Source organism: Thermostichus sp. MS-CIW-34 (assembly GCF_054060435.1).
On record NZ_JBSSDE010000011.1, the window covers coordinates 17,600 to 43,114 of the forward strand.

General features: G+C 58.7%; 23 protein-coding genes and 1 pseudogene. 12 read left to right on the forward strand and 12 right to left on the reverse strand.

All coding sequences use genetic code 11. The features are described from left to right. Positions 1-132: 132 nt before the first annotated feature. The 3 genes from cysE to ACVWYY_RS05590 all read right to left on the reverse strand — a co-directional run bounded on the left by cysE (position 133) and on the right by ACVWYY_RS05590 (position 3,685). Complete coding sequence (gene cysE / locus ACVWYY_RS05580) at positions 133-924, reverse strand: serine O-acetyltransferase (RefSeq protein WP_457403447.1); 792 nt, start codon at positions 922-924, stop codon at positions 133-135. 136 nt (positions 925-1,060) lie between these two features. After that, positions 1,061-2,602 carry a hypothetical protein gene (locus ACVWYY_RS05585; protein WP_457403446.1) on the reverse strand — a complete coding sequence of 514 codons (1,542 nt, stop codon included), beginning with the start codon at positions 2,600-2,602 and terminating at the stop codon, positions 1,061-1,063. A gap of 180 nt (positions 2,603-2,782) precedes the next feature. After that, positions 2,783-3,685, reverse strand: coding sequence for a 4-hydroxybenzoate solanesyltransferase (locus ACVWYY_RS05590; protein ID WP_457395192.1), 903 nt, complete (start codon positions 3,683-3,685; stop codon positions 2,783-2,785). A 392-nt stretch (positions 3,686-4,077) separates the two neighbouring features. On the opposite strand from ACVWYY_RS05590, the gene ACVWYY_RS05595 reads away from it, so the two are divergent. Then, positions 4,078-4,803, forward strand: coding sequence for a response regulator (locus ACVWYY_RS05595; protein ID WP_457403445.1), 726 nt, complete (start codon positions 4,078-4,080; stop codon positions 4,801-4,803). On the opposite strand, the gene ACVWYY_RS05600 is transcribed toward ACVWYY_RS05595, so the two are convergent. From ACVWYY_RS05600 to ACVWYY_RS05610, 3 genes are all read right to left on the reverse strand, one after another. Then, positions 4,800-6,182 carry a CCA tRNA nucleotidyltransferase gene (locus tag ACVWYY_RS05600; protein ID WP_457403444.1) on the reverse strand — a complete coding sequence of 461 codons (1,383 nt, stop codon included), beginning with the start codon at positions 6,180-6,182 and terminating at the stop codon, positions 4,800-4,802. The two genes, ACVWYY_RS05595 and ACVWYY_RS05600, sit on opposite strands and share 4 nt — an antisense overlap. Positions 6,183-6,327: 145 nt before the next feature. After that, on the reverse strand, positions 6,328-7,362 hold the full coding sequence (gene hemH / locus ACVWYY_RS05605; protein ID WP_457403459.1) for a ferrochelatase: 1,035 nt from the start codon (positions 7,360-7,362) through the stop codon (positions 6,328-6,330). 268 nt (positions 7,363-7,630) lie between these two features. Then, positions 7,631-8,098, reverse strand: coding sequence for a hypothetical protein (locus ACVWYY_RS05610; RefSeq protein WP_457403443.1), 468 nt, complete (start codon positions 8,096-8,098; stop codon positions 7,631-7,633). 312 nt (positions 8,099-8,410) lie between these two features. On the opposite strand from ACVWYY_RS05610, the gene ACVWYY_RS05615 reads away from it, so the two are divergent. The 5 genes from ACVWYY_RS05615 to ACVWYY_RS05635 all read left to right on the forward strand — a co-directional run bounded on the left by ACVWYY_RS05615 (position 8,411) and on the right by ACVWYY_RS05635 (position 13,025). Continuing rightward, positions 8,411-8,902 carry a Tic20 family protein gene (locus tag ACVWYY_RS05615; protein ID WP_414355562.1) on the forward strand — a complete coding sequence of 164 codons (492 nt, stop codon included), beginning with the start codon at positions 8,411-8,413 and terminating at the stop codon, positions 8,900-8,902. A 92-nt stretch (positions 8,903-8,994) separates the two neighbouring features. Next, positions 8,995-9,546, forward strand: coding sequence for a cyclic pyranopterin monophosphate synthase MoaC (gene moaC, locus ACVWYY_RS05620; protein WP_457403441.1), 552 nt, complete (start codon positions 8,995-8,997; stop codon positions 9,544-9,546). Positions 9,547-9,590: 44 nt separating this feature from the next. After that, entirely contained in the window at positions 9,591-11,450 is a 1,860-nt protein-coding gene (locus tag ACVWYY_RS05625; protein ID WP_457439850.1) for a hypothetical protein, read from the forward strand. Then, on the forward strand, positions 11,444-12,448 hold the full coding sequence (locus tag ACVWYY_RS05630; protein ID WP_011434401.1) for an alpha-E domain-containing protein: 1,005 nt from the start codon (positions 11,444-11,446) through the stop codon (positions 12,446-12,448). Before ACVWYY_RS05625 ends, ACVWYY_RS05630 begins: the two co-directional genes overlap by 7 nt. A 16-nt stretch (positions 12,449-12,464) precedes the next feature. Then, positions 12,465-13,025 carry a gamma carbonic anhydrase family protein gene (locus ACVWYY_RS05635; protein WP_457403438.1) on the forward strand — a complete coding sequence of 187 codons (561 nt, stop codon included), beginning with the start codon at positions 12,465-12,467 and terminating at the stop codon, positions 13,023-13,025. 21 nt (positions 13,026-13,046) lie between these two features. Here ACVWYY_RS05635 and ACVWYY_RS05640 read toward each other — a convergent pair whose 3' ends face one another. The 4 genes from ACVWYY_RS05640 to ACVWYY_RS05655 form a co-directional block, all read right to left on the reverse strand. Then, positions 13,047-14,507, reverse strand: coding sequence for a circularly permuted type 2 ATP-grasp protein (locus tag ACVWYY_RS05640; protein ID WP_457383988.1), 1,461 nt, complete (start codon positions 14,505-14,507; stop codon positions 13,047-13,049). Between the two features lie 176 nt (positions 14,508-14,683). Beyond that, a complete protein-coding gene (locus ACVWYY_RS05645) occupies positions 14,684-16,486 on the reverse strand; it encodes a glycosyltransferase family 39 protein (protein ID WP_457403437.1) in 1,803 nt (600 codons plus the stop codon). Positions 16,487-16,702: 216 nt separating this feature from the next. Further along, the gene (locus tag ACVWYY_RS05650; protein ID WP_011434405.1) at positions 16,703-16,963 is read right to left on the reverse strand and encodes a DUF6761 family protein; all 261 of its coding nucleotides are present in this window, start codon (positions 16,961-16,963) and stop codon (positions 16,703-16,705) included. A 98-nt stretch (positions 16,964-17,061) separates the two neighbouring features. After that, the gene (locus ACVWYY_RS05655) at positions 17,062-18,684 is read right to left on the reverse strand and encodes a CocE/NonD family hydrolase (protein WP_457403457.1); all 1,623 of its coding nucleotides are present in this window, start codon (positions 18,682-18,684) and stop codon (positions 17,062-17,064) included. A 160-nt stretch (positions 18,685-18,844) separates the two neighbouring features. On the opposite strand from ACVWYY_RS05655, the pseudogene ACVWYY_RS05660 reads away from it, so the two are divergent. Then, a pseudogene (locus tag ACVWYY_RS05660) lies at positions 18,845-19,028 on the forward strand (hypothetical protein); the annotation flags it as partial. A gap of 503 nt (positions 19,029-19,531) precedes the next feature. Here the strand turns inward: ACVWYY_RS05660 and ACVWYY_RS05665 are convergent. Continuing rightward, complete coding sequence (locus ACVWYY_RS05665) at positions 19,532-19,996, reverse strand: cupin domain-containing protein (protein WP_414331516.1); 465 nt, start codon at positions 19,994-19,996, stop codon at positions 19,532-19,534. 45 nt (positions 19,997-20,041) lie between these two features. Further along, positions 20,042-20,821, reverse strand: coding sequence for a cysteine hydrolase family protein (locus tag ACVWYY_RS05670; protein WP_041437718.1), 780 nt, complete (start codon positions 20,819-20,821; stop codon positions 20,042-20,044). 273 nt (positions 20,822-21,094) lie between these two features. On the opposite strand from ACVWYY_RS05670, the gene ACVWYY_RS05675 reads away from it, so the two are divergent. The 5 genes from ACVWYY_RS05675 to ACVWYY_RS05695 all read left to right on the forward strand — a co-directional run bounded on the left by ACVWYY_RS05675 (position 21,095) and on the right by ACVWYY_RS05695 (position 25,484). Then, positions 21,095-21,253 (forward strand): hypothetical protein, encoded by a 159-nt coding sequence (locus tag ACVWYY_RS05675; RefSeq protein ID WP_011434410.1) that lies wholly within the window; start codon positions 21,095-21,097, stop codon positions 21,251-21,253. Positions 21,254-21,282: 29 nt separating this feature from the next. Beyond that, positions 21,283-21,774, forward strand: coding sequence for a GNAT family N-acetyltransferase (locus tag ACVWYY_RS05680; RefSeq protein WP_457439826.1), 492 nt, complete (start codon positions 21,283-21,285; stop codon positions 21,772-21,774). A gap of 78 nt (positions 21,775-21,852) precedes the next feature. Then, complete coding sequence (locus ACVWYY_RS05685) at positions 21,853-22,143, forward strand: 4a-hydroxytetrahydrobiopterin dehydratase (protein ID WP_099884075.1); 291 nt, start codon at positions 21,853-21,855, stop codon at positions 22,141-22,143. Positions 22,144-22,286: 143 nt separating this feature from the next. Next, on the forward strand, positions 22,287-23,243 hold the full coding sequence (locus ACVWYY_RS05690; RefSeq protein WP_457439828.1) for an NAD(P)H-binding protein: 957 nt from the start codon (positions 22,287-22,289) through the stop codon (positions 23,241-23,243). A 405-nt stretch (positions 23,244-23,648) separates the two neighbouring features. Next, on the forward strand, positions 23,649-25,484 hold the full coding sequence (locus tag ACVWYY_RS05695) for an NAD(P)H-quinone oxidoreductase subunit F (protein ID WP_457439831.1): 1,836 nt from the start codon (positions 23,649-23,651) through the stop codon (positions 25,482-25,484). Positions 25,485-25,515: the final 31 nt, after the last annotated feature.

Here is a 25,515-nt window from a genome sequence, read left to right on the forward strand (position 1 = left end):
GAAGGGCCCAGAGGAAAAAGCTGGCCGGGATACCCAGCCCAGCGCTCTCACAGCATACCCCGAAAGCTGGACCCTCTTGTCCAGCCACCTGGTTCAGACAAATCTTCAGATCGTTCGCATCAGCAGGACGGATCAGGAATATTCTGCTTCGCCTCTCACCTGATCCTGCCGGACCTGTTCCCGCTCCCGGTTAAGGCGGGCCACCTGGGCCTCCAGATCTTGAATACGGTGCAGCAACTGCTCGATTGCACGCCCCACCGGGTCAGGCATGAGATGGTGATCCAGGTCAATGCCATGGGCGGGGATGCGGCGCTGATGGGGCGGGATGACCGCACGGCCTGGGATCCCAACCACCGTCATGCCGGGAGCCACATCCTGAATCACGACCGCGTTGGCTCCGATACGAGCTTTTTCCCCAATGCGAACCGGCCCCAGAATCTTGGCCCCCGTGCCGACAATCACCCCGTTTTCCAGGGTGGGATGACGTTTGCCCTTGCTCCAGGAAGTACCCCCCAAGGTGACCCCGTGGTAGAGGGTAACATCATCACCAATTTCTGCCGTCTCACCGATCACCACCCCACAGCCGTGGTCAATGAAAAAGCGCCGCCCAATCTTGGCTGCCGGGTGGATTTCAATCAATGTGAAAGAACGAGCCAAGAAGCTGAGCAGCCGCGCTAGGAAAAACCAGCGCTGTTTCCACAGCCAGTGGGCGATGCGGTGCAAAAACAGAGCATGCACACCGGGATAAGTGAAGATGACCTCCCAGCGATTGCGTGCTGCCGGATCCCGATCGAAGACACAATCAACATCCTCCCAAAATTGCTGCCAGAACCCCAGTTTTGGCTCCGGCTTGCCAGCAGGGAGAGAATTGCCCTCCCCCGTTTTGGGGCTTTCCACCGCCGACTGCTCGGCCTCCGTCAGCATGAATGGTCTCCGTTTAGGAACCTCCACTCCCCTTTTAGCACTTTTTGCCGGCAGCAAGGAGAGATCTCCAATCGGGCCAAGGGAGCTCCTCGCGCAACTCTCCACTGGGTCGAGCTCAAGCAAATTGCCTTCTGCCCTAGCCTTTACCCAACTGTTGAGCCACCAGTTGTCCAATAGCTTGGGCAGCTCCCGGCTTGCCCCCCAGCCGCTGCAGTTCTGTCTGCATTTGCTGACGGCGCTGGGGATCTTCCAGCAGAACTCGCATTTGCTCGGCCACGGCCACCGGGCGCAAATGGCCCCGCAACTCTGGCACCACCTCTCGCCCCGCCCAGATGTTCGGCCAAGCCAAGTGGCCCAGCCAACGCAGAGCAATCCTATTGAAGACGCGGGCCAGCCAAGTGCCCAAGCCCGGAAGGTGGGCCAACAGGCCGAGGATCCCATCCCAGGCGCGCATTGCCTCCAGCTTGTTGGTAGGGATCACCACAACCATCGGCACCCCCAAATAGGCCAGCTCGGCGGTGTTGGCGCCAATGGTGGTCAGACAGAGATCACAGTTGGCCAGCACAGAATAGGCAGGGAAGCTTGTCCACAATTGCACCGTGCTGCCAAAGGGGGTAACAAACTGGGATCCCAGATTGGTCTGCTCCAGAATGGCTGAGGTGCCATAGATCAAAGCCATATCGGGATTGAGCTTGGGATGGGCATAGGCTGCCAACGACTGGGGGGTTTGTCCTGGGGCCACCGGGATCACAAAGCGGACATTCGGCAGCATCTGTCGCAGCTCATCGGCCACAGCCAACACCAATGGCACCCCCAAGGAGAGCTTGGCTGGCTTGGAGCCTGGGAGCAGCCCCACCTGATAGTGGGTGCGGTTCTCATCGCTCAGACGCTGCCAGCCGCGCGGTAGCAATTCTTCAAAGGCCTCCGGCCCGCTTACGCGAAAGGCCTCCGGCCCGCTTACGCGATCGGTGAAGCGGTTCCCCACTCTCTCTGGCGCAGTTCTTACAGGCTCCCCCTCGCCGATGGAGCTGGGAGATGCATCTTGGAGCAGGCCAAAGGCTTGGGTTGGGGAAGAAAAGCCTGCCGTGGGTTTGGAGGCAGCGGCAGGAGATCTGCTGCCAAGCCAGCCGGAAAGGGGCACCCCCGGCAAATAGACAGCGCTGGCTACGCCATCCGCCATCAAATCCCCGACAACGTGCATTTTGTGGGCCCAAGGGTGGCCCAGCAGCCGTCCGCCATCGTAGCGGCGTTTGATGGCCTCGGTTCGCACGGCGAAAGCATGTACCCAAGGCCGCCAACGGGGTTGATGCTCAGCATAGACCACCAGCCGATAGCGCAAGCGGCGAGCAATCCAGACGGCAAAAAACTGATCCCCCCCCAGAAACAGCACCACCCCTCGCTTGGCCCAATCCCAGGCTTCTTCGGTTTGGCCGGTAAGCAAAAAAGCCAGAAAAAAATCGGGATCCTGCACCCGATCCACGTCGACGAACGCTTGCGCTATCTTCATCTCTTGCCCGGAAGCATGGGGGCAGGGGGACAGCACCAGGGAGAGGCGTGCCTGAGGCAGTTGCTGGCGCAATTCCATCACCACCGGACGCACCCAGGTGGTCAGCTCTCCAGGGCCGTTTGAGAGAATAAGAATGTCATAGGGAGGCTCACCGCTGCTCAGTGGGGCCATCGGAGGCTGGGATCCTGCAATTAATCGTCTCATTCTACCGTTTGCCCATGGCCCTGGGCCGATTCCTGCCAGTCCGGAGATTTGTCGGGATCCCTTCCCAAAGAGGCAGCCCCAGCGTCGGCTGAGGGGCAAGGCGTTCTTCAGAGAGGCATCTGGCCATGCGAGAGGCCAGGGGATCCCTCAGGCCAGCAGGGACCCGCCGATCATCCCCGCCAGCAGAATAAACCCTTGCACCACATTTTGGCCGAAGATGGCCAGGTACAAGGTGGGAGAGGCATTCCTTTGGTGGAGCTGCCAGGTTTGCCGGCCCCAGAGGACGCTGGCGATGGCCCAACTGACAAAATAAACTCCATGCAACCGTAGGCTGATCCCCACCCCCAACAGCGCGATGGCAGTGCCCAAAAAAAATAGCCCCACCGCCGTCGGCGTCCGCTGCCCGAAAAAACGGGCGCTGGAATGGATCCCGGCCCGCTCATCGTCCTCCCGATCCGCAAGAGCATAGACGGTATCAAATCCCAGTGTCCACAACACCGTGGCCAGCCACAGCCAGCCCAGCCCCTCTTCCCACAGGGGTGTGTTGGCATCTTGGCCGCTCACCGCCGTCCAACTGATGAGCACGGCAAATCCCCACGCCAGAGCCAGCACCAACTGCGGCACCGGAAACACCCGCTTGGCCCCTGGATAGAGCAGAATTACCGGCACCGCCGCCACACAGAGGGCAAAGCTAACCGGGTTGAGAAACAGCGCCAGCCCTGCCGCACAGGCCAAACTCACCACCGCCATCAGGATCCCGACGCCAACGGTCAACTCCCGGCTGGCCAACGGGCGATGGCGGGTGCGCTCCACCAGCGGATCCAAATCTCGATCCCAAAGATCGTTGATGACACAGCCCGCTCCGCTGGCGGCCAAACTGCCCAGAATCAGGATCCCGACCAACGGCCAAGGGGGCGTTCCCCGTCCGGCCAAAAAAGCTCCCCACAGCGCCGGGATCATCAAAATCAGTCGCCCTGCCGGCTTGTGCCAGCGCAACAGCCGCAGAATGGCTCCGCCAGTGGCCCAGAGTGCAGAAGGGGAAGCAGACATAACCGGTTTCCGGCCAATCGCGACAGCGGGACGGAGTCCTTAAAGCGTGAGTTGCCGTTCGCGGGAGGGGTGCAGAGCACCATGAGGCGTGGGTAGGGGCGGCTCCACATTAGAGATCTTAAATCAATCATCCTGAATTGCAGGTTTTTGGAATCCTTTCGGTTCCATTCGCCGTCTCAAGGCCCTGTGCAAGTCAGTCCGCCCCTGTTCTCTTTATTGGCCTGCCCTGGAAGTTTGATATCCTATCGGGGGGCTGCTGTTGACGGTGGCGGCACTTGCCCTTCTCACCCTGTGAGGCAGTGATTGCTACGTGACGCTTCCGCGTTCGTGACGGCGGTGCGGAGCACTTGCGTGCAGGCGCAACGGAGTTCTGTATGGAAGCAACCCTCTCCATGACCGGTCCACTTCCTCAAGCCAAGGAAGCTGCTTCCCATCTGGAGACCCTGCTGGTGGTGGATGACGAGGATGCCATTCGGGAAACGGTTGCCCTGGCTTTGGAAGAGCAGGGGTATCAGGTTTTACAAGCCGCTGATGGTCGGCAAGCCCTTGAGATGGTGCATACGGTTGAGCGGCTGGATTTGATGATCTTGGATTTGATGTTGCCCAGCTTGAACGGTCTGGATCTGTGCAGGCTGCTGCGCAGGGAGGGCAACACGATTCCCATCCTGATGTTGACGGCCAAAAGTAGCGAAACCGACCGCGTGGTGGGCTTGGAACTGGGGGCCGACGATTATCTGACCAAGCCCTTCGGCATGCGGGAGCTGATCGCCCGCTGTCGCTCGGTGTTGCGTCGGCAACAACTGGCCCAAGCCAGCGATGCCACGGTGCTCCGCTACGGGGATCTGTGTATGTTTACTCAGGAGTGCCGCGTGTTGGTGCGGGGCGTCGAGGTGAGTTTTTCCCCCAAAGAGTTTCGCCTGTTGGAGCTGTTTATGTCCAACCCCCGCCGCGTTTGGACGCGGGAGCAGCTTCTGGAGCGCGTCTGGGGATCCGACTTCATGGGCGACAGCAAGACCGTCGATGTGCATATCCGCTGGCTGCGGGAAAAATTGGAGCTGGATCCCAGCAACCCAGAGTATTTGGTGACGGTGCGCGGCTTCGGCTATCGCTTCGGCTAGTCTTTTTGCTGGCCACGCCACCGGCGGGCAAAAGAGAGCGCCTCGGCACGAGTTTGAATCTGCCCCCAAGCCTGCGCCTCCTGGAGGTCTTGCAGCAACTGGCCTACCCAGGGGCCGGGTTTGGCCCCCAAGCTGTGCAGCAGATCGCGGCCATCCAGCAGGGGCACCAGATGGGCCAGGGGATCCTGGGGGTCTTCGTAGCGTTTGAGCCAAGACTCCAGCTTTTGAGGGTCGCCGCCCGTAGCCACCGCCAACAGCGCCAGGCCACCGAACAGGGATCCCGCCTGTTGATAAAGCCGCCACTGTTGCGCAGGGGTGGGGGAGTCCGTCAGGAGAAGCTGAAGCTGAGGCAGAAGATGGTGTAGCTTTTGGATGGCCCGCATTTCCGCTCGGCTGAAGCGCAGCCGCTCCAGCTCGGTTTCCACCCTTTCTGCCGTTCGCGTCAGCAAGACAGAGTCCTCAGTTCCCGCTGGATCCCACAACAAGGCCGCCAGCACCACTGCCAACAGCCTGCCGCGCCCTTCGCGTGAGGATGTCAAGGGCTGGGCCAGCTCTGCCAGCGTGCGGGGATAGAGCGGTTGCCAGCGCCCGGCCCACTCCCACACGGCCTGAGCTTGAGGGAAGCCCGGACTTTCCGGCTTCAGGTGGGGCAGCCAAGCCTGCAGCAACCCCGCCGCCACCGCCGCCTGTAGGTGAGCCAGCCCTGGGATCCCTGCCTCCAACAGGGCCACTATCTCTGCCCGCACCCGTTCTGCCGCCACATTCGCCAAAAGGGGGGCCCGCTCCCGGATTGCCTCTTGCGTAGCCGGATCCAGCACAAACCCCAGTTGAGCCGCCTGTCGATAACCCCGCAACAGCCGCACCGGATCGGCGCTGAGGTTGTCGGGGTGTACCATGCGCATCCGGCTCTGGCGAATATCGGCTTGTCCGCCTGTGGGATCCAGCAGTTGCTCCCTTTGCAGATCCAAGGCCAGGGCATTGCAGGTGAAGTCCCGCTGCCTCAGATCCTCCTCAGGGGTGGATCCCGCCTGCAGCCCCACGTCCACGGTCAACTTTGCCAACACAATGCGGGCAATCTGCCGTTCGGGATCCAACACCACAAAGCCCGCCCCCAACCGCCGTGCCACTGCCGCTGCCCAGCCCACGGGATCCACAGCGCACATCAGGTCCAAATCCACCGACGCTGAGGACTCCATCCCACCGTCGCGAGCGGGATCTCCAGCAGCACAGCTCCGCAGCCAAGCCAGGTAAGCATCCCGCAGGGATCCCCCTACCCAATAGCTTTTCTGCGGCAGCCACTCTTGGGGGAAAGGCAGCCGTTGGTAAAAATAGGTCAGCAGCCACTTCGTCAGCAAGGCTTCGCTCGGGCTTAGGGTCATTCCCAGTCAAAACTCCATGAAGATGAGACACCTGGGGTGGTAGGAGAACGCTTCTGGGGGTATGAAGTCAGCGTCCTCGTCTGGTCGCGTCAGCGTTGCAGAGCAACAATGAGCAGAGCAACAATGAAATGCCCGGAGTTTTTCCCTACCGCTCCAGCAGCGAGCCGCCCACAGCAGCAGGGACAAAGGCAGGAGCTGCCAAGCCCGGAGTGAGCAGATGAGGCCGCACCAGCGCCGCCAAGCCAGCAATGAACAGAGGGTCGGTATTTAAGGCGGGCACACGGCGAAAATCGGCAATCCCAGCTCGATGGGCCAGCTCCCGATACTCGATGTCAATCTCCTGCAGGGTCTCGATGTGCTCCGACACAAAGCTAATCGGCACCACCAGCAACTGCTTCACACCTCGGGATCCCAACTCCGGGATGACCCGTTCGGTGTAAGGCTGGAGCCACCGCACCGAACCCACCCGGCTTTGATAGGAGAGGGTGTGGTCATTGGGGCGTCCCACCTGCTGCCAGATCAGCCGCACGCAGGCTTCCATTTCCTGTTGGTAGGGATCCCCGGCCTCGGTGACATAGCTTTCGGGAATGCCGTGGGCGCTGAACAGCACATGCACCCCTTCGGGCTCGGCAAATCCATCCAACTGTTCCCGAATTGCTCTGGCCATCGCCTGCACGTACTGAGGCTGATCGTACCAGGAGTAGATCTGGCAGCGCTCGATGCATGCCAGCTCCGGATCTTCAGCCCAGAGCCGATCCAGCAGCTTAAAGCTGGATCCCGTCGTGCTGATGGAATACTGCGGGTAGAGCGGCAGCACCACCAAGCGGGTGATCCCATCCGACTTGATCTGCTGCACCACCGACTCGATCAACGGATGCCAGTAGCGCATGGCAACATACACCGGCACGTCATAGCCCTCAGCCACCAGGTGGGCCTGCAGTTCTCGTGCTTGCTCAGCAGTAATGCGCCGCAAGGGGGATCCCCCCCCAATGGCCGCGTAGTTGCGGCGGGATTTTTCGGCCCGCAGTGTGGAGATGGCCCAGGCAAAGGCCCGCTGCAAGAAGGGAAACGGCAGCCGGATCAGCTCGGGATCGGCAAACAGATTGTAAAGAAAGGGCTGCACATCGGCCTGGGCCTCTGGCCCCCCCAAGTTCAGTAGGAGCATGCCGCTTTTGGACATAACAAGGCTCATTGCGTTGGCGGTGCGGAGCACCATGTTCTTCTTTATCCACTGTAGGGGCTCTTATCCCCCAGCGGGAAAGTGACCTTAAGTTTTTTTGCAGTCTTTCTCAGCTTTCCCCTCAGGAGAAACCACCCGCACCCAAACCTACAAGTCCAATCCGGAGACTCCGTCCCGCTGTCGCGAACAAAGTCCAAAAAGGGATCCCCGCCCACAAGGGGATCCCCAGCCTTAAAACTCCACTGTCGTGCAGAGCAGCAGAGCGGTGTTAAAACTCTCGACCTCGGTAAACCCGCTGCAGGGCCGGAGTGACGGGGTAGCGATCAATATCGGCCAGGCTCAACTTCAAGCGCAGCGTATTGAGGAGTTTCCAGTAGGGGGGCACAAAAGCCTTTTCAGGGATGGGTTGGGCGGTAGGAGAGGGATCCCCAGGTCGGGCAACCGTCTCCATGGGGCAGCCGCGGTAGCGGAGCGGACGGGATCCGAGGTGAGCTGAGCGCAGATCTCGGCTGGGATCCACCGTCAAGCCGCGAAACTGGATCGCCCCCGGACGAGAGGCTTCCCGATAGCGCAGATAGCCAGCCCACACCTGGGCAATCCACTCCGGCAAAGCTTCGGGCCGAATGTGATAGCGCTCCGGCAACAAACGGTCGTTGAGAAAACCCATCAGCCCAGACCAAACTTGCCAGACAAAAGCTCCGACGATGCGAGCAGCGGGAGACGATGAAATCTTCATGGTGGAAGCTGAAAAATGTAGAGAACCTGAAAAACCGGTGATGCAGCCAGAATTTGCCGTTGATTATACCAGCCCAGATGCATCGGAACGCTCACCCTGAACCTTTTGGCCTCGAGTTTTTCTGCTCACTGGAAAGCAGAAGCCGGCTTGCGGCCAAGCGCGTTGAGCCACCCAAATCCATCGACTACAATAAGCCCAAGGCTTGGGTGTTGCTTTCTCTCTCTGAATCTTTAGCTGGTGGGGATCCTGGAAGCGCACCGACAAGCAAACTTCACTTCAATGACCACTGCACCTAATAGGGATCGACGGATTATGACCTGGCGCGGCGACATCACTCCCATCAATCGGCTGTGGGGATCCCTTCCCTACCTTCTGCCTTTGGTATCGGCTCTGCCCTTGGGCTTTTTGCCCTCTGGGCTGTTTCAATCTCTGCCAGGGCTGATCCCCATTTTTGCGCCCCTATTTCGTCTGGTGCCCCTGGCCACGGGCTGGCTGGGAATGGGGGTGTTTTTGGCTCTCCTGTTCCTGGTGATCCGCAACACCCGCGTAGCCCATTTTGTTCGCTTCAACACCATCCAGGCGCTCTTGCTCAACATTGCCTTGTTCTTGGTGCAGGTGCTGATGCAGGCGTTTGGCATACTCTTCGGCAACCTTGGCCTGGCAGCGATGGTCAGCATTTTGGCCACCACGGCTCTCTTGGGGGTGATTGCCATCACCGTCTACGCCTGGGTGCAAAACATTCGCGGCCACTACGCCGAGGTGCCGGTGCTCTCTGATGCCGCCTATGCCTGGATTCGCTACTAGTTGTCAAGTCCCTGCGGGTCTGGTTGCCGATTTGCCGACCTCATCGGAGCCTAAGCCAACTCTTCAGCTCTCAAGGATTGTGGGAGGCCGGGGTGCCATCGGATTCGAGTTCTAGTCGCGCCAGCAGGACAGAGTCCTTTGTTGGGCAAGCCCTCACCCACCTGGACGCCTCTGGCCGAGCACAAATGGTGGAAGTGGGACACAAGCCCATGGTTGCCCGCTTGGCCACTGCCCAAGGACAGGTACGCATGTCAGAAACGACTTTGCAGACCATCTTGGCCGGTCAAGGGCCCAAAGGGAATGTGGTGGAAACAGCCCGGCTGGCCGGGATCATGGCTGCCAAGCGCACCGCCGATCTGATCCCGCTGTGTCATCCTCTCCCCTTGAGCAGCGTCACCGTGGATCTGAATCCGGATCCCCATCTGCCCGGCTTTCTGATCACCGCTACAGTGAAAACCAACGCCCAAACAGGGGTGGAGATGGAGGCTTTGACAGCAGTTTCGGTGGCTGCCCTCACCCTATACGACATGACCAAGGCCTTGGAGAAGACGATGGTGATCGAACACATCCGGCTGTTGCGCAAGTATGGGGGGAAGTCTGGGCCTTTCGAGGCAGAGGATCGGGATAACGCCGAGAAATGCTGAAAGCTTTGCAACAACCAGAGAGGGGTGTTGGGATAGGGTTGCTGGTGGGAGTCGTGGTGCTGCTCTGGCCCATGCTGCGCCAGGGCTATCCCATGACTCACTCCACTCACTTCAACCTCAGTTGGGCCTTTCAGTATCAACGACAGTTTTTCGGCGGGCAGTTTTACCCCCGCTGGCTGGAGTATTCCAACTTCGGCTACGGCAATCCTACCTTTGCCTTTTACCCCCCTCTGTGCATGGTGGCCCCTCTGCCGTTTCGCCTGCTGGAGCTGGATATGCCCGGATCCCTGGTGGCCAGCATGGGCTTGGCGATGGCGGTCTTTGGCGCAGGGCTGTATGCCCTTCTCCGGCAACTTATCCCCTGGGCTTGGGCTCTGGTTTTGGCTCTGGCGGGTATGGCCGGCCCCTATTGGCTGGTGGATATTTATCAACGGGGGGCAATGGGGGAAGTGTGGGCCATTGCTGTCTCTCCCTGGATTTTCTGGGCCTCAGTCCAGGTGATCTGCCGGCCCCAGTCCCTTTGGCCGATTGTGGCCTTAGCCATTAGCTACGGCCTGTTGGCCCTATCTCACTTGCCCACTTTGCTGGTCTTTACGCTAACTTGGCTGCCTCTGCCTTGGGTGCTGGGCCGCTGGGATCCCCTCTGGCCCAGGGTGGGGCGCTGCTACTTGGGGTTTGGGCTGGGGCTGGGGTGGACGGCGTTTTATCTGCTGCCAGCCTTTTGGGATCAGCGCCTCATCCAGGTGGAGTTGGTGAATTTTGTCGAAGAGTACATGCCCCAACATCGCCTGATGCTGAGTGGGCTAACCCGGCTCCAGCCGCAACTGACGCAGCACTGGTTTGAAAGCGGCCTGGTGGGGTACTGGATCTGGATGGTGGCCGTTGTCTTGGGTGCTGGGATCCTGGTTTTCTGGGAATGGCTGGCCCGCAGGACAAGGGGGATGACCCCGATCCATTCCGTTCGCGCTGGCGAGACGGAGTCCTTTGATGCCTTGGGATCCCATGCTCCCCTGGCCAAAGCGATCCTGCTCTACAGCTTGGGGGCCAGCTTGGTGGCCCTGCTGATGATGACGGATTTGCTGGGTTGGCTCTACGAGTGGATTTTGCCCCTGCGGCGCATTCAGTTTTCTTGGCGCTGGATGGCGGTGACATCAGTAACGGTGCCCTGGCTGTTGGGATCCCTGGCCGCCTGGGGGTGGGGACAAAAGGGCTTGAGGATCCTCTTGATTGTGGGGATAGGTCTGGCCATGGGGATACAAAGCTGGCAGGGCTGGCAGGTCTTGTCCAGAGCCAGGTTTGACCCGCAAACCATCCAGACTTTTCAAGAGCTGTCTGCCGCTAAGCCATTTCCCAATGAGCCCCAGCAGCGACCGGGCATCGCTTTTCTTCACTGGCACTGGATCTTTCCCGATGGGCTGGCGCTGGTGGATGTGCTGGAGTACCGACCTCGCCAAGCAACCCTGCCCATGCCGCCCCCAGAGGTGGATCCGCTGCTGCGGTGGCAAGGCGACATGGTGAACTTTGGACGAGAACAAAGCGATCTGGAGCCACTGTTGGAAGTGGAGCAGTGGCGCTATGGCTACCGTCGTTTTCGGGCCGTTAACCCCACTGCTCAGGATCGATGGGTAGTCCTGCGCACGTTTTACTACCCTGCTTGGCGGGTACAGGTGGATGGTCGCCTCACATCTGCCGAGCACAATGGACTGGGGCTGTTGCAGGTGCGGATCCCGCCGGGGGATCATCGCGTGCAGGTGCGCTATCTGGGTACTGCAGCCGAGTGGATGGGGTGGATCTTGACCGGCCTGACGGGGGTGCTGCTGGTGAAGGTGCGGCGGCTGCTCCGCCTGCTGGGTTTGAACGGAGCGCGGAGACAAGAAACTCCAGAGGAGGTAACAGCATGCTGAGTCGCGTGGCCGATTCCATCTACTGGCTCAACCGCTACGTGGAGCGCGCCGAGAACATCGCCCGCTTCATCGATGTCAATCTCAACCTCATCCTAGACTTGCCCAGCGGTCCCGCTCAGCAGTGGGATCCCATCGTCTACACCACCGGGGATCAGGAGCTGTTTTACCAACGCTATGGCCAGGCAACCCAAGAAACAGTCATCCAGTTCCTGGCTTTTGATAGGGATTACCCCAACTCCATCCTTTCCTGTTTGCGGCTGGCGCGGGAAAATGCCCGCTCTGTGCGGGAGGTCATTTCTTCAGAAATGTGGGAGCGGGTCAACCGCTTTTATTTGATGGTCAAAGAAGCGGCTCAGCAAGGCCCCCACCTGAGTCAGCTCCATGATTTTTTCACGGAAGTGAAGCTGGCCAGTCACCTATTCGCCGGGGTGATGGATGCCACCATGACCCATGGGGAAGGATGGCATTTTGGCCAGATTGGCCGTCTTTTGGAGCGGGCGGACAAAACGGCGCGCATTTTGGATGTTAAGTATTTTATTTTGCTGCCCTCTCTGCAGTATGTGGGTACGGCTTTGGATGAGTTGCAGTGGATTGCTTTGCTGAAGTCGGCCAGTGCTTATGAAATGTACCGGAAATACAGCCGCCAGCACCGCATCAATCCCAGAGAGGTGGCCTCTTTCCTGATTTTGGATCGGCAATTTCCCCGCTCTATTCAGTTTTGTCTTATTCACGCAGATCGATCCCTGCACCAAATCACCGGCACCCCAGCCGATACCTGGCGGGATCCCAGCGAGCGAGCTTTGGGCCGCCTGCGTTCTGAGCTGGACTACCTAACCATCGACGACATTATGGAGCAGGGCTTACATGAGTTTCTCGACAAATTGCAGCTACAAATGAACCACGTTGGCGATTGCATCTACGAAACTTTCTTTGCCACTCGCCCCTTGCAACCGTCTGAATCCTCTCTACTCTCTCAACGTCAAGCCCAACTGACATGAACGGCCTCGACTCTAAATGCAACGAGAAAAACAGGACACCTGGCCAATTGGGCTGGATCGGCAGCCGACGGGAGTAGATGAGGCAGCCTTTATTGCCGCCAATGTCACACTGATCGGCGATGTCCATCTTTCGGAAGCGGTGAGCATTTGGTACGGGGCTATCCTGCGGGGGGATCTCTCGCCCATTGTCATTGGCCGCCGCAGCAATATCCAAGATGGAGCCATTCTGCACGGGGATCCCGGACAGCCGACCCTGGTTGGCGAGGAAGTGACCGTAGGCCATCGAGCGGTCATCCACAGTGCCCACATCGAGGGGGGATGTCTGATCGGGATTGGGGCCATTATCTTGAACGGGGTCACCATCGGGGCAGGCAGCATGGTGGGAGCTGGAGCAGTGGTCACCCGGTCTGTGCCACCCCACTCTTTGGCGGCGGGGATCCCGGCCAAGGTTATCCGCACCCTCACCGAGGAAGAGGTCGAGCAACTGCGCCTTCACGCCCAGCACTACGTGGATCTGGCGCTTCAGCATGCCAGCTGCCTTGGTCAGTGGAGCAGATGTTCGGGCGAGCGGCTCTGAACCTATTTTGCAAGCCGTCTCTCAACAGCCGGGATCCACACAGAGCACCCAGGTATCTTTGCTGCCGCCCCCCTGGGAGGAGTTCACCACCAGAGATCCCTTCTTGAGGGCGACGCGGGTCAGCCCCCCTGGGTGAACATAAATGTCCTTGCCATAGAGGATGTAGGGCCGCAAGTCCACATGACAGGGTTCTAGACGGGGGCCTTCTCCCCGATCCACCAAGGTGGGCACGCGAGAAAGGCACAGGGTGGGTTGGGCGATGTAGTTGCGCGGCTGGGCGCGGATTTTCTCGGCAAAAGCAGACCGCTCTGCCGGTGTAGCCTGGGATCCCATCAGCATGCCATAGCCGCCTGACTCGTTGGCTGCCTTCACCACCAGCTTGTCCAGGTTTTCCAGTACGTACGCCTGATCCTTAGGATCCCAGCAGAGGTAGGTGGGCACGTTGGGCAAAATGGCTTCCTCTCCCAGATAGTAGCGGATCATCTGGGGCACATAGGCGTAGATCACCTTGTCGTCCGCCACCCCCGTTCCCAAAGCGTTGGCGATCGCCAGCCGCCCCGACCGGTAGACCTCAAACAGGCCGGGTACCCCCAAGAGGGAATCAGGGCGAAAAGCAAGGGGATCGATGAAGTCATCGTCGATGCGGCGGTAGATCACATCCACCCGCTGCAGCCCCTTGGTGGTGCGCATTTGCAAATAGCCATCGGCCACCACCAGATCCCGCCCTTCCACCAGCTCCACCCCCATCTGCTGGGCGAGGAAAGAATGCTCGAAGTAGGCGGAGTTGTAGATGCCGGGGGTGAGCACCACCACCGTTGGATTGGCCAGTTGCGGCGGCGCCAGGTAGAGCAGAGTATCCAACAAGTGGCTGGGGTAATCGTCCACCGGGCGGATCCCCATGGTGTTGAACAGGGAGGGAAAGGTGCTTTTCATCACCCGCCGATTTTCCAGCACGTAGGAGATTCCCGACGGACAGCGCAGGTTATCTTCCAGCACGTACCAAGTTCCGTCCCGATCCCGCACCAAGTCGGTGCCGGTGACGTGGCACCAAATTCTCCCCGGTGGGTTGAGCCCCACACAGGGCCGCAGAAATCCCTTGGCCGTCTCGATCAGCTCGGCAGGGATCACCCCATCCTTAAGGATCTTCTGGTCGTGATAGACATCGTCGATGAACAGGTTGAGGGCGTGGATGCGCTGCTTGAGACCCTTCTCCAGCCGCTGCCACTCGGAAGCCGAGACGATGCGGGGAATGATGTCAAAGGGGAAAATTCGCTCCGTGCCCTGGCTATCGCCATAGACGTTGAAGGTTACCCCCATTTGAAAGAGGGCCGCCTGCGCCGCCGCTTGCCGCTGCTGCAGTTCCCCTTCTTCCAGAGAATGAATGCGCTCAATCAGCGGGATCGCCTCAGGACGGGGCTGGTTACGCCCCAAAAACAGCTCGTCGTAAAACCCCTCGCCCGGGTCGTAGGCATCAAAACGCACGTCTGGGATCCCTGGAACGCTATCATCTTCTTCTACTTCTTCTACTGTTGGCGGCTCTGGATCTGCATAGTGTGCTTTCAGCTACTTTTAGCCTGGTAAAAAGAAAGGACTCCGTCCCGCTGACGCGAAAGGACTCCGTCCCGCGAACAGTGGGTTGGCCAAACCAGGGGGGAGCTCTAGGGATCCGCCACCTCAAAGGCCCATAGCCCCCGCTCAGCAGGGATCCGGTGCAACCGTCCGCTGGGAAAACGCCGTTGCAGTTCTGCCCCTTGCTGATCCCATACCCACTCGTTCATGAACAGGGTAAACGGCGGTTCTAGGTCTTGGCCGGGCAACGTCTCTGGGGAAAAAACCTTCACCTCCTGCTCCGGCCCAGCAAAAAATTGAATCCAACTTTGCCAGTAGATAGGCTCTCCCCAGCTGAAATAGGGGTAGGCAGTGCTAGCCGCCAGATAGAAGCGGTAGTCGGGATCCATTTGGCGAGCTGCCACATAGCGCCCGGTGGCCCCCACATCGTTGCCCTGCGTCCAGCCTTTGTGGACAAAGTCTCCAAAAATGGCCAGGTTCCACCCCCCAATCAGCAGGATTGCCCCCGCCATCGCCGCCGCCGGCAGCCAACTCCCGGCCCGGGATCCCCAGCGTTCCAGGAGACCTGCCAGCACTTGGATCCCTTCCAAGGTTAGATAGGCTACAAAGGGCAGGATCACCAGCAGGCGGGTGTAGTTGGGGGCTTTGGTGATGGCCAAGCTAAACAGCAGGTAGAGAAATAGGAAGCTGCCGATACAGAGCCAGTCGTGGGGCTGGCTGCGCTTCTTGAAAAGGCGGTAGAGGCCGGATCCCAGCCCCAGCCAGATCAAAGCCCCCGTCAAGGGATCCACAAAAGCATGGCCGTAGTTGGGATAGATGTAGCCGCGGTCGTGCTGGCCGGGGTCGTTGAACATACTCAGGCCGTTGAAGATGTTGCGCCAGACCGCCTCCTCCGGGGTAGCCGCATTCACCCACATCTGCTGTAGGGCCCGCCCCTCCGGGAAAAAGAGAAATTGTTGGCGAGAGTACTCGGCGCTCACCGCAGGTGCTGTGACCGTGGCCACCAGAATGGGCCCAGCCACCAGAAAAAAACCCGACGCCGCCGGCACCGTCAGCTTAGCCAGGACCCAGAGGGGATTAGCTTGCTTGTTTTCTCCTCGGAGATCCTCCCGGCCCAGGAGCAGGTACAGAACTCCAAACAGCAACCCCAGCAGGATCACCACCCGCCCCGGCAAATAGCCGTAGAGGGAGAAAGCCGCCGCTCCTCCCCCCAGATAGAGCAACAGGGGGTTTTTCTCCCGCACCCCCTTCAAGATCAAGGCCAAGGCTGCACACTCTACCAAGACAATGAGGTTTTCCCGCATCGCCATACGGCTAATAGCCAGCAGGGCATGGTTGGATCCCAAGAGGGCTGCCCCGGCCAAGGCCAGACGGGATCCCCAAAATGCCCGAAAAAACCCGTAGGCCACCAGAATGGTGACGACCCCGAAGGCGGCATGTACCGTGCGCACATTGAGCAGCGTGACTCCCCCCATCAGCCGCGTCAGGCCGCCGAAGAGGCTGAACATGAAGCGGGGGAAATAGAAATACTCCGGCATCAGCCCAAAGATATCGGGATAGCGCACCCCTGAGGCGCGACGGGCCATGGAGGTGATCACAATCTCGTCAGTATTGATCTGAAAGGGGATGTTGGCCAGGTCGTAGAGGTAAATCGGGGCAAAGACCAACACCAACAGCCCCAGGTGCAACAGCTCCTGTTGCCAGCGCAGCCGCGTCGGATCCCAAGGGGGTTGAGCCGGGGAAAACTGCGCCCAATACAACCCCACCAGCAGGATGCTCAGCAGCCAGAGGCCAATCTGCAGCACGTGGTAGCCAAACACCCCGTACCAGAGGATCAGGGCTACCCCCAAGCCCAAGCCGGATCCCAGCAGGGGCAGATGCCGGGAGGTCATCACCCTATCCCAAACCGCCATAGAACCGATACGACTGGAATCAGGAACGAATCGATCCCTCTCAGCCTACCAGGCGCAAGATGCTCGACAAAACCAGAACTCAGTCAGCGCCTTCCCCCCTAGTCTTTCTCCCAAGGGGCGAGGGGAGATCAGAAAAGGTTGGAATCAAAACTTTGCCCCACCTGTTCTAGGGATCGCCAACAGGGATTCACAAAATCAATAACCCCGCATCGGCTCCGCCTCTGGCTCCAATTCCGGATCTATGAAGTTGGACGGATCGTAGAGGAAGCGGTTGACCTCGTCCTCAATGCGATAGATCTCGAAGGGCTCCAATTGTTTGCCAGTTCGCAAGGCCAGCAGGTAGCCATCCACCAGCAGACGTAGCTCATCGGTGCGCCGGTAGCCCCGCTGCCAGGTATCCACCAGAGCATCGGTCAAAGCCTGATAGTGCCGGATCAACTTTGGGTCTTGCAACATGGTGTTCCCTTGCCCTGCCTGTTTCTATCCTAACGTTTGGTGTCTCTTTGTAAGCGGGGATTGCGAACGGGATCCCGAAGCTTGGTCTCTTCTTGGCTTCAAGCCATGGGCAGGTGCAGCCGCGAAGGCGTCTCGCCACCGCTGCGGAGAGTGATGGTGAGAATGCGGGCCTCAATCAGCCGCTCTTCCCGCATTCCCGTGCCTGTGTTGACAGGATAGGCCGGAAAACAAGCCGCGCTAAGGCTGAGGCGCAAGGCGTGACCGCAAGGGATGCGAATACAGGTGGGCTGACAGGGAATCAGAATGGGGGTACTGGGCTGGGGATCCCGTAGGCGACAATAGCCTTGGGAAAAGTTATACACCTGCCCATCGGGCCTTACCACCGAGAGCACAGCGCAAAGATCGAAACTGGGGCTGTCGGCCTCCGCGTACACCTCCACAGCAATGTCCCCGACCAGAACCAGCTCGGCTTGCAGCGGCGGAGTGGTATAGGTCAGGACATCGGTGCGGCAGTCGAGGGCGGAGCGCTCTTGCGGCCCGGCAGGCTGAACTAGGTGGCCCCCCAAGGCCGGCACCGGTCGCCAGGGATCGTGAACAAACGTATCCGACTGTTGTGCAGGCGAGGGTTCAGGGCGAAGGGATCCCTCTGCTTCTGAAAGGGCAGCCAAGCCGGTGCTGTGTAGGTAAAAAGCTTTTGGCTCAGGGGTAGGCCAAGCATCAAAGCCGCGCCAGCGGTTGGATCCCATCTCGAACAGGCGTACCGGCGGCTCCTGGAGGATCCCTGTATCTTTGCCTTTGAGGAACTGGTCAAACCAGCGCACCTGCAGGCGATCGATGGGGCTGACAGCCTCTGGGCCGAAATCCAACGCCCCCACTTTGCGGCCCCAAGGGAGATGGGCCCAAGGGCCGATGATCAGGTATTGAGGGTTCTGGCTGCGGGCGCTCATTTCCTTGTAGAGGCGCAGGCTACCACTCAGGTAGCTGTCAAACCAGCCGGCAATGTGTAGCATCGGCAGATCCACCGCCTCTAGACGGGGAGAGAGCTTGCGCCAGTATTCATCCGGCTCACTGTGCTCCAGCCAGTCGAAGTAATAGGATTGGGGGGCATACTGCTGCAACACCCCCGGCTTGAGGGGGATAGGGTCGTAGAGGGGGAGATTGCGGGCAGCTTTCAAAAGCGCTTGGTAGGCATTGGCATCCCCCCTGAGACGCGCCCCTTCGGTCTCCAGTTGCAAGGCCCAACTGAGGTTGTTGTAGAAGGCAAAGGCCCCCCCTGGGTAAGCGGCATCGGCATAGAGATCGTAAGGCAGCATCGCCGGGCAGAGGGCCTTCAAAGCCGTCGGACGACTGGAAGCGGCATACAGCTGGGTCATGCCCTGATAAGAGAAGCCGTACATGCCCACTACGCCGTTGCTCCCCGGCAAGGCAGCCGCCCAATTGACGGCGTCAAACCCGTCTTCCACCTCATGGCGGAAAGGGTAGAAGGATCCCTTGGAAGTTCCCCGTCCGCGCACATCCTGGATGACCACAATGTACCCCTGGGCCGCATACCACCTGGGATGGGCATACACCACCGTCGAGGCAATGGCCCGCCCATAGGGCTGCCGCATCAGCAAAACCGGGTAGCTCCCCTCCCCTTGCGGGCGATAGACATCCGCGTCCAGTTGGATCCCGTCGCGGGTGAACATGGAAACAGTTTCGCGGGGGCGAACGGGCAACATGGCCTGGGTTGGGCTAGCGGATCTTGCCAAAGGGATACCAACCAAGGACAACCTAAGGGATCCCTGGGTGGATTCTTCCTAAGATAAAACAGAAGCCCTTATGAGAGCATGACTCTAGTCAATAATAAGCTCAACTATACTGAAAATAATGTATAATATGTTCAGTACGGATTACTACCAGTTGATCTTTCTGTTTACTTTCGAGTCTGCCAACATGGTAGCCAAAGCAAAGCAGAAAATTGGTAGTAAGACGACACGGAAACTGCGCTTTGGGTATTCTACTCAAAGCTTTGCGGGATACCGCCATTCTGGTTGGAAACAAACAGAATGCTATCGCTGCATAGTTGAACAGTGATGTTCAGCAGTGTTCAGCGTAAATGTATCAGGGAGAAACTCCCACCAGAGTTTGAGCCCCTTCCCTGGTATTGCCCTTGATCTCCGGCCTGCTGGCGCAAACGCAGCCCCCTCCAGACCCCTCTTTTATGGCTTTTATGGATTTATGGAAACAGAGACCCTGGGAAAAGATTTGTCGGAGCATGCCTCTAACCCCCAAAACCCTGAACTTTGCTGAATTTACTGAGCTTTAGGCGGTTTGGCAAAAGTCATTGAGAGGGATATAGTAGACCAAGTTTCCCCCTGATCCTTGAGTCCACCGCAACGGTTGCCGGGAAGTGAAGGGGGAAAGCGCTCGGGGGGTATTCCTCAGGGCTTTGCGGGATACCGCCTTCCTGCTCAGAGATAGGCAGGATGCGATCGCTTCTTTCCTGAACCATGTTCAGGAGAGTTCAGCGTGAATGTATCAGTACCCCTGACTTCCAACCTCTACAGCTCCCAGAGCCATTGAGGCCTAAGCCTCAGCAAATGCCCTTCTCCAGCCCCCCGACAGCACCTGCAAATCCTCCTCATCCAAGTCCGCAGGAGTGCCGGAGCGGATGAGCTCGGCAAAATCTTCGTTGGGCACCATGAAGCAGAGGGCGTAGAGGCGGCCTGGGCCGGTGTTGCGGATTTCATGCACGCCTGTTGGCGGAACCAAAATGCTATCTCCAGTTTTGATGGGGGCCGCTTTTCCATCGCAAATGGCCAGGCCTTCCCCCTTGAGAACAAAAAACATTTCCACAGCCATTTGATGGCGATTTGGAGGGGTTTTGCCTCCCTCATCGAAGATCTCCACACAAAAGGTTAGAGAAATCTGAGCATGAGAAGGATCGAACACGATGGCCAGGCGATTGGTATCGTGGGGGCTGATGCGAAAAGCCTGATAATCGGCAGGGGTTTTAACAATTGGAATCACGCAGCGGGAAAGCGTTTGCATCCGGATCCTCCGCTCAAGAGATGAGGGGTGAATAGTGGGCAAGTGCTAACAGGGGAGAGCCGCGAGCAAATCTGAGGAGGAGGCGACAAAGCCAAAGCACTGCTTGACGTTGTAGAGGGTAGCTAGCAAACAGTATTCAGGAGAGGTGGTGGCGGCGCAGTCTTCCAGCAAAATGCAGTCGTAGCCGAGGAAATTGGCATCTTGCAGCGTGGTCATGACGCACTGGTCGATGTTCACGCCGGCAAAAAAGAGGGTGGTGCGCCCCAGGTTTCTGAGAATGCTATCGAGAGGGGTATCCCAAAAGCCGCTCATGCGGAACTTGTCCACCCAGATATCCTCGGGTTTGACCTCCAGTTCCTCCACCACAGCAGCGCCCCAACTGCCCCGCGTGAGGACCAAAGACCCGTTCTTAGGCAAGGGATCCCCCAGCCCTACTCCCTCTCCGGTGGGGTTGTACACATGTCGCAAGCCGGCGCTGATGTTGAGCAAGTCAGGGCGATTGCCCCAGTTCACCCACACAATCGGCACTTGAGCTTGTCGCAGGCGGGGCAGCAGGGCTTTTAGAGGGCCGATGGGAGCCCGTGCCGGTGTAACATCGACGCCGATGCTGGCCAGCCAACCGTCGGGATGACAAAAGTCGTTTTGCATGTCGATCACCAACAACGCCGCCTTGGCCAGATCCAAGCGCAGGGTTTTGCTGGAGGTGGGTAGCAGGATGGGCCGGGGATCCAAGGGCGGACGGGTGAGGTCGGCCATTTCGGCATTCACAGCCCAGGCATTGGGAGGGATCCCAAGGGTCTTCAAGGGGCGATTGGGAGTGCTCATGGATTCTCCGCTCGCGTCGCGCAGCAGTGGGATCAGGTTGGGCAGTTGAGTGATGACCCACAACTACGCTCGACCTTAATGCACAGCTGACCTGACTTTGGAATCATAGGCTACACTTTCTCACCTTATTAACGCATGGGATCCCCCAGGGTCAGTCGATAGGGGCTGAGATGGAGATCAGGAGAAGAAAAACCGAGGAGATTTCCGAAAAGCTGCCCAGGGATCCCTCCCTGCACGCTATGCTGTAGAAACTTGAAATGATTATGTAGAAGCATGAGCATCCTGCGGCAATATATCTTTCCTGCCCTCATCCTGCTGGTGTTTCTGTTTACCCTGGTGGTGGTGAGCATTCGCTCGTTTCTGCCGGAGGATATGGCCCAGCCTGCCCCTCTAGAAGAAGCGACGCCTGTGGCCCTTTCTGCAAATGCCTGACGATGGCTGAACAAGGGATCCCTCTGCCTGTGGGTTATCGTTGGCGCATTGGTTCAGCCTGGGATCGGCCCTGGGTGCGACGAGGATTGCAGGCCACGTTGCAGGAATCTTTTCCAGAGCAAAGCAACTGGGATCACCTAGAAGAGACGCTGGATCGCCTCTTCGACCCACCCCGCACCCCCTGCTGGTGGATCTTGAAAGAAGAAACTGCAGAGCCGGTGGGCTGTGTTTGGGCCGGCATCTCCACAGATCAAGCCACCCATCGGCGGGTAGCCTACATTTTTCTGCTCTGGGTGGATCCCGCCCATCGCCGGCAGGGCCTGGGCAGAGCTTTGATGCAACAGGTGGAACGCTGGGGATCCCAGCAGCAGCTGGCGGCCATCACCCTGCAGGTTTATCGCCATAACCAGGCTGCCCTCAATTTCTACAAGCGGGCCCATTTCTCCGTGCAAGGCTACTGGCTGTACAAACCCCTCGGCGCCGCTGGCGTGGCAGAACCAAAAGGTTATGAAGTTTTGTAAATAAGCTGGGATCCGCTCTCAGTTGCTCCTTTGATGAAAGCGTGATGAAAACGATGGCATCGACCGGAGGGAAAGCCCATGTCCAGACCTGTCAAACTCAGTGAAGCTGAGGTCCAAGCCAAGCTGGAAAATCTGCCGGGCTGGTCTTTGCAGGATGGGAAGCTGCATCGTCAATTTCAGTTTCGCTCCTTTGTCGAAGCCTTTGGCTGGATGAGCAGTGTGGCCTTGGTGGCCGAGAGCATGGGGCACCATCCCGAATGGACCAATGTCTACAACCGCGTGCGGGTGCATCTTACCACCCACGATGCCGGGGGCATTACAGAACTGGACTTTACCCTGGCGCAACGCATGAACGAGCTGGCCGGCTGAACGCTTTCTCAGTACCTAACTCTAGGGATCCCTCAAAGCCGGCTTGGCAAGGGATCCCCATTGGTTTGTTGCTGCCTCTAAGGTTGTGTCGGGAGTTGCGCTGGTCTGATAGACTAAGCCTAAGGTTAAGAAATGATAATTTTATGAACGTGCTGGTTGTGGGGGCGACGGGAACGCTGGGCCGTCAAGTGGTACGCCGAGCCATCGAAGAAGGACATCAAGTCACCTGTCTGGTGCGAAATCCGGCAAAGGCTGCTTTCTTGAGTGAATGGGGCGCTCAACTGAAAGTGGGAAATCTGCTTCAGCCCAGCACCCTCAACTCCGCCATGGAAGGCATCGAGGCGGTGATCGACTGTGCTACGGTGCGGGTGACCGACACCCTCAGCGCCCGTCAGGTGGACTGGGATGGCAAGGTTGCCCTGATCAATGCGGCACGGGCTGCCCAGGTAGGGCATTTTATCTTTTTCTCCATCATGGGCGCCCACCACGAGTATCCCAATGTGCCCCTGATGAATTTCAAGCATCACATTGAGAAGTATTTGGTTGGATCCCAGATGCCCTACACGATTTTTCGTCCGGCGGGCTTTATGCAGGGGTTGATTGGCCAGTACGCCATCCCCATCTTGGAAGAACAAATCGTCTGGGTAACCGGCGAGGGCGTGCCGACGGCCTACCTGGACACCTTGGATGCTGCCCGGTTTGCGGTGCGATCCCTCAGTGTAGAAGCCGCCAAGCAGCAAATCTTTCCCTTGGTGGGGCCTAAGGCTTGGACGGCCCGAGAAGTCATCGCCTTGTGCGAGCAGCTCTCCGGCAAAAAGGCCAAAGTCAGCACCATGCCGCTGGGACTGCTGAGAGGGGCGCGCAAGATGGCGCAGTTTTTTCAGTGGAGCTGGAACATTGCCGACCGGCTGGCGTTTGTGGAGGTGATCGCGGCCAAAGAACCCATGCACGCCGATATGACGCCTGTATGCGAAACCCTGGGGATTGAACTGGCCTCTCTGACCTCTCTTGAGGACTACCTAGCGGAGTATTTCCAGAAGATGTTGAAACGGATTCGCGAGCTGAAGGTCAAGCAACCCAAAGTCAAAACGCCCTTCTAGGTCGTTGTTCTCAATCTTCATCTTCTTGGCAATTTCACAGGGACTTACGATGGTAGCCTTGGGATGAAGAGGTGAATGGGATCCTGCTTGCGTTAGCCTATCGAAGACCGGAAGTAGGGCAGCAGAACTTCGGGGATGTCCTAGAGCCATTCACGGTATCTGCGCAGCCGGGGATCCTGAGTTCCCAAGGAGTTTATTCCCATCTACGCTTTAGAGAGTGAGGTGGTGACAACAAGAGAGTAACCTCTGTTGCCCCTTGCTAAGGTATAGGCTTTTGTCTATAGCTTTCATCGAGAAGTTCAATTTTTATCTATCTTAGTTCGCAGCTAAGATGCTGCTTAAGATTTTTTACAGGATCTCAGCAAGTGTTCCAGTTTGGCCAAGATCCCTGGCCGAAGGAGGATTATGAGCTTGAACGGGCTGGTCACAACTGCATGGCTGATTCCCCTCTACGCCTTGGTGGCGTGGGCGGGAGCGCTGATCTGGTCCCCAGGAATCACCCGGCGCACGGGACCACGTCCGGCAGGTTATTTGAATGCCCTGCTGACCTTAGTGGCTTTCCTTCACAGTGTGGGAGCGCTGGTGGCAATTTGGGATCAGCCGGCGCAGGTCATTCGGTTGCCCTGGCTACAGGTGGGGGATCTGATGTTAGAGCTGCCGCTGCAGGTGTCATCGGTAACTCTGGGGGCCTGCGCTGTGGTGACGGGGCTGAACCTGGTGGCCCAGATCTACGGCTTTGGCTACATGGAAATGGACTGGGGCTGGGCGCGGTTTTTCTCCCTGCTGGGCCTGTTTGAGGGGGGGATGTGTGCCTTGGCTTTGTGCGACTCCCTCTTTTTCAGCTACGTGATCCTGGAGATTTTGACCCTGGGCACTTACCTGTTGGTGGGCTTTTGGTTCAACCAATCGCTGGTGGTGACGGGAGCACGGGATGCTTTTTTAACCAAGCGCATCGGCGACCTGTTGCTCTTGATGGGGGTAATCGCCATCTATCCCCTGACCGGCTCCTGGGAGTTTGAGGATTTGGCGGCCTGGGCAGAGGCGGTGCAGGCAGGATCTGTCACTGTGGATCCCACCCTGCTGGCCCTGGTGGGGCTGGGGTTGCTGGCCGGCCCCGTAGGCAAGTGTGCCCAATTTCCTCTGCACCTGTGGCTGGATGAGGCGATGGAAGGGCCGATCCCCTCGACGATCTTGCGCAATGCGGTGGTGGTGGGCACAGGGGCCTGGGTGTTGATTCGCCTGCAACCCCTCTACGAGCTTTCCCCAACAGTGCTAAGGGTGATGCTAACCATCGGCGGCTTGACAGCGGTGGGGGGATCCCTAGTGGCCTTGGCCCAGATCGATGCCAAGCGGGCCCTGTCTTATCTGGTGAGCGCCTACATGGGCTTGATCTTTGTGGCGGTGGGCACCGGTCATCCCCAGCAAGCCTATGGGTTGCTGCTGACCTATGCGCCCGCGATGGCCCTGTTGGTGATGGCGCTGGGCATGGTGATCTGGAACAGCATTACCCAGGATCTGCGCTATCTAGGAGGCTTGTGGTCGCGGCGCCCTATCTCGGGGCTGTGCTTCTTGACCGGGATGGCTGGAATCATCGCTTTGCCTCCCTTCGGCTCCTTTTGGGTGCTGACGGATCTCTGGCAGCAGTTGGTGCAACCGGGGCAGGGGTTGTGGGCGGCAGTTGTGCTGGTTACCAATGCGGTGACGGCGCTGGGGCTAACGCGGGTATTTGGCCTTGTTTGGGGGGGCAAACCGCAGCAGATGAGCGAGCGCTCGCCAGAGGTGCATTGGCCGATGACGTTGCCTAGCACCGCCATGATGGGGGTAACGCTGCACATGCCCATGATCCTAGCGGCACTAGGTCTGATTCCCGCTCTGGAAGGGATCCCTGTTGGGGTAATGACGGGATCCAGCTTGACAGGCATTGCCTTGGGAGCCTGGCTGTATCTGCGTCCGCAGCGGCAGCCGGTGGACTGGGCCTTCTTGGCCGACTGGCAGGATTTGTTGGCCAACGACTTCTACACCCCCAAGCTCTACCGGGCCAGTGTGGTGTTTGCGGTACGCATCATCTCTGAGGTTACAGCCTTGTTCGACCGCTATGTGGTAGACGGCTTGGTAAATTTGACCAGCTTGGCGGTATTGGCGGGTGGACAGGTTTTGAAATACACCACCTCTGGCCAGTTGCAAGCCTACGTGCTGACGATTGTGGTGGGGGTGGCCCTGCTGGGCTGGCTGATTCTCTAGGCTTGGGCAAGGTAGCGGGACGGAGTCCTTA

Excerpts from the sequence above, each read along its gene's own strand:
- ACVWYY_RS05590 (WP_457395192.1), bottom strand. The coding sequence starts at position 3,685 with ATGTCTGCTTCCCCTTCTGCACTCTGGGCCACTGGCGGAGCCATTCTG.
- ACVWYY_RS05610 (WP_457403443.1), bottom strand. The coding sequence starts at position 8,098 with ATGAAGATTTCATCGTCTCCCGCTGCTCGCATCGTCGGAGCTTTTGTC.
- ACVWYY_RS05650 (WP_011434405.1), bottom strand. The coding sequence starts at position 16,963 with ATGTTGCAAGACCCAAAGTTGATCCGGCACTATCAGGCTTTGACCGAT.
- ACVWYY_RS05655 (WP_457403457.1), bottom strand. The coding sequence starts at position 18,684 with ATGTTGCCCGTTCGCCCCCGCGAAACTGTTTCCATGTTCACCCGCGAC.
- ACVWYY_RS05670 (WP_041437718.1), bottom strand. The coding sequence starts at position 20,821 with ATGAGCACTCCCAATCGCCCCTTGAAGACCCTTGGGATCCCTCCCAAT.
- ACVWYY_RS05695 (WP_457439831.1), top strand. The coding sequence starts at position 23,649 with ATGAGCTTGAACGGGCTGGTCACAACTGCATGGCTGATTCCCCTCTAC.
- ACVWYY_RS05665 (WP_414331516.1), bottom strand. The coding sequence starts at position 19,996 with ATGCAAACGCTTTCCCGCTGCGTGATTCCAATTGTTAAAACCCCTGCC.
- ACVWYY_RS05645 (WP_457403437.1), bottom strand. The coding sequence starts at position 16,486 with ATGACCTCCCGGCATCTGCCCCTGCTGGGATCCGGCTTGGGCTTGGGG.
- ACVWYY_RS05615 (WP_414355562.1), top strand. The coding sequence starts at position 8,411 with ATGACCTGGCGCGGCGACATCACTCCCATCAATCGGCTGTGGGGATCC.
- ACVWYY_RS05595 (WP_457403445.1), top strand. The coding sequence starts at position 4,078 with ATGACCGGTCCACTTCCTCAAGCCAAGGAAGCTGCTTCCCATCTGGAG.
- ACVWYY_RS05685 (WP_099884075.1), top strand. The coding sequence starts at position 21,853 with ATGTCCAGACCTGTCAAACTCAGTGAAGCTGAGGTCCAAGCCAAGCTG.
- ACVWYY_RS05585 (WP_457403446.1), bottom strand. The coding sequence starts at position 2,602 with ATGGCCCCACTGAGCAGCGGTGAGCCTCCCTATGACATTCTTATTCTC.
- ACVWYY_RS05600 (WP_457403444.1), bottom strand. The coding sequence starts at position 6,182 with ATGACCCTAAGCCCGAGCGAAGCCTTGCTGACGAAGTGGCTGCTGACC.
- hemH (WP_457403459.1), bottom strand. The coding sequence starts at position 7,362 with ATGTCCAAAAGCGGCATGCTCCTACTGAACTTGGGGGGGCCAGAGGCC.
- ACVWYY_RS05690 (WP_457439828.1), top strand. The coding sequence starts at position 22,287 with ATGAACGTGCTGGTTGTGGGGGCGACGGGAACGCTGGGCCGTCAAGTG.
- ACVWYY_RS05675 (WP_011434410.1), top strand. The coding sequence starts at position 21,095 with ATGAGCATCCTGCGGCAATATATCTTTCCTGCCCTCATCCTGCTGGTG.
- ACVWYY_RS05630 (WP_011434401.1), top strand. The coding sequence starts at position 11,444 with ATGCTGAGTCGCGTGGCCGATTCCATCTACTGGCTCAACCGCTACGTG.
- ACVWYY_RS05635 (WP_457403438.1), top strand. The coding sequence starts at position 12,465 with ATGCAACGAGAAAAACAGGACACCTGGCCAATTGGGCTGGATCGGCAG.
- cysE (WP_457403447.1), bottom strand. The coding sequence starts at position 924 with ATGCTGACGGAGGCCGAGCAGTCGGCGGTGGAAAGCCCCAAAACGGGG.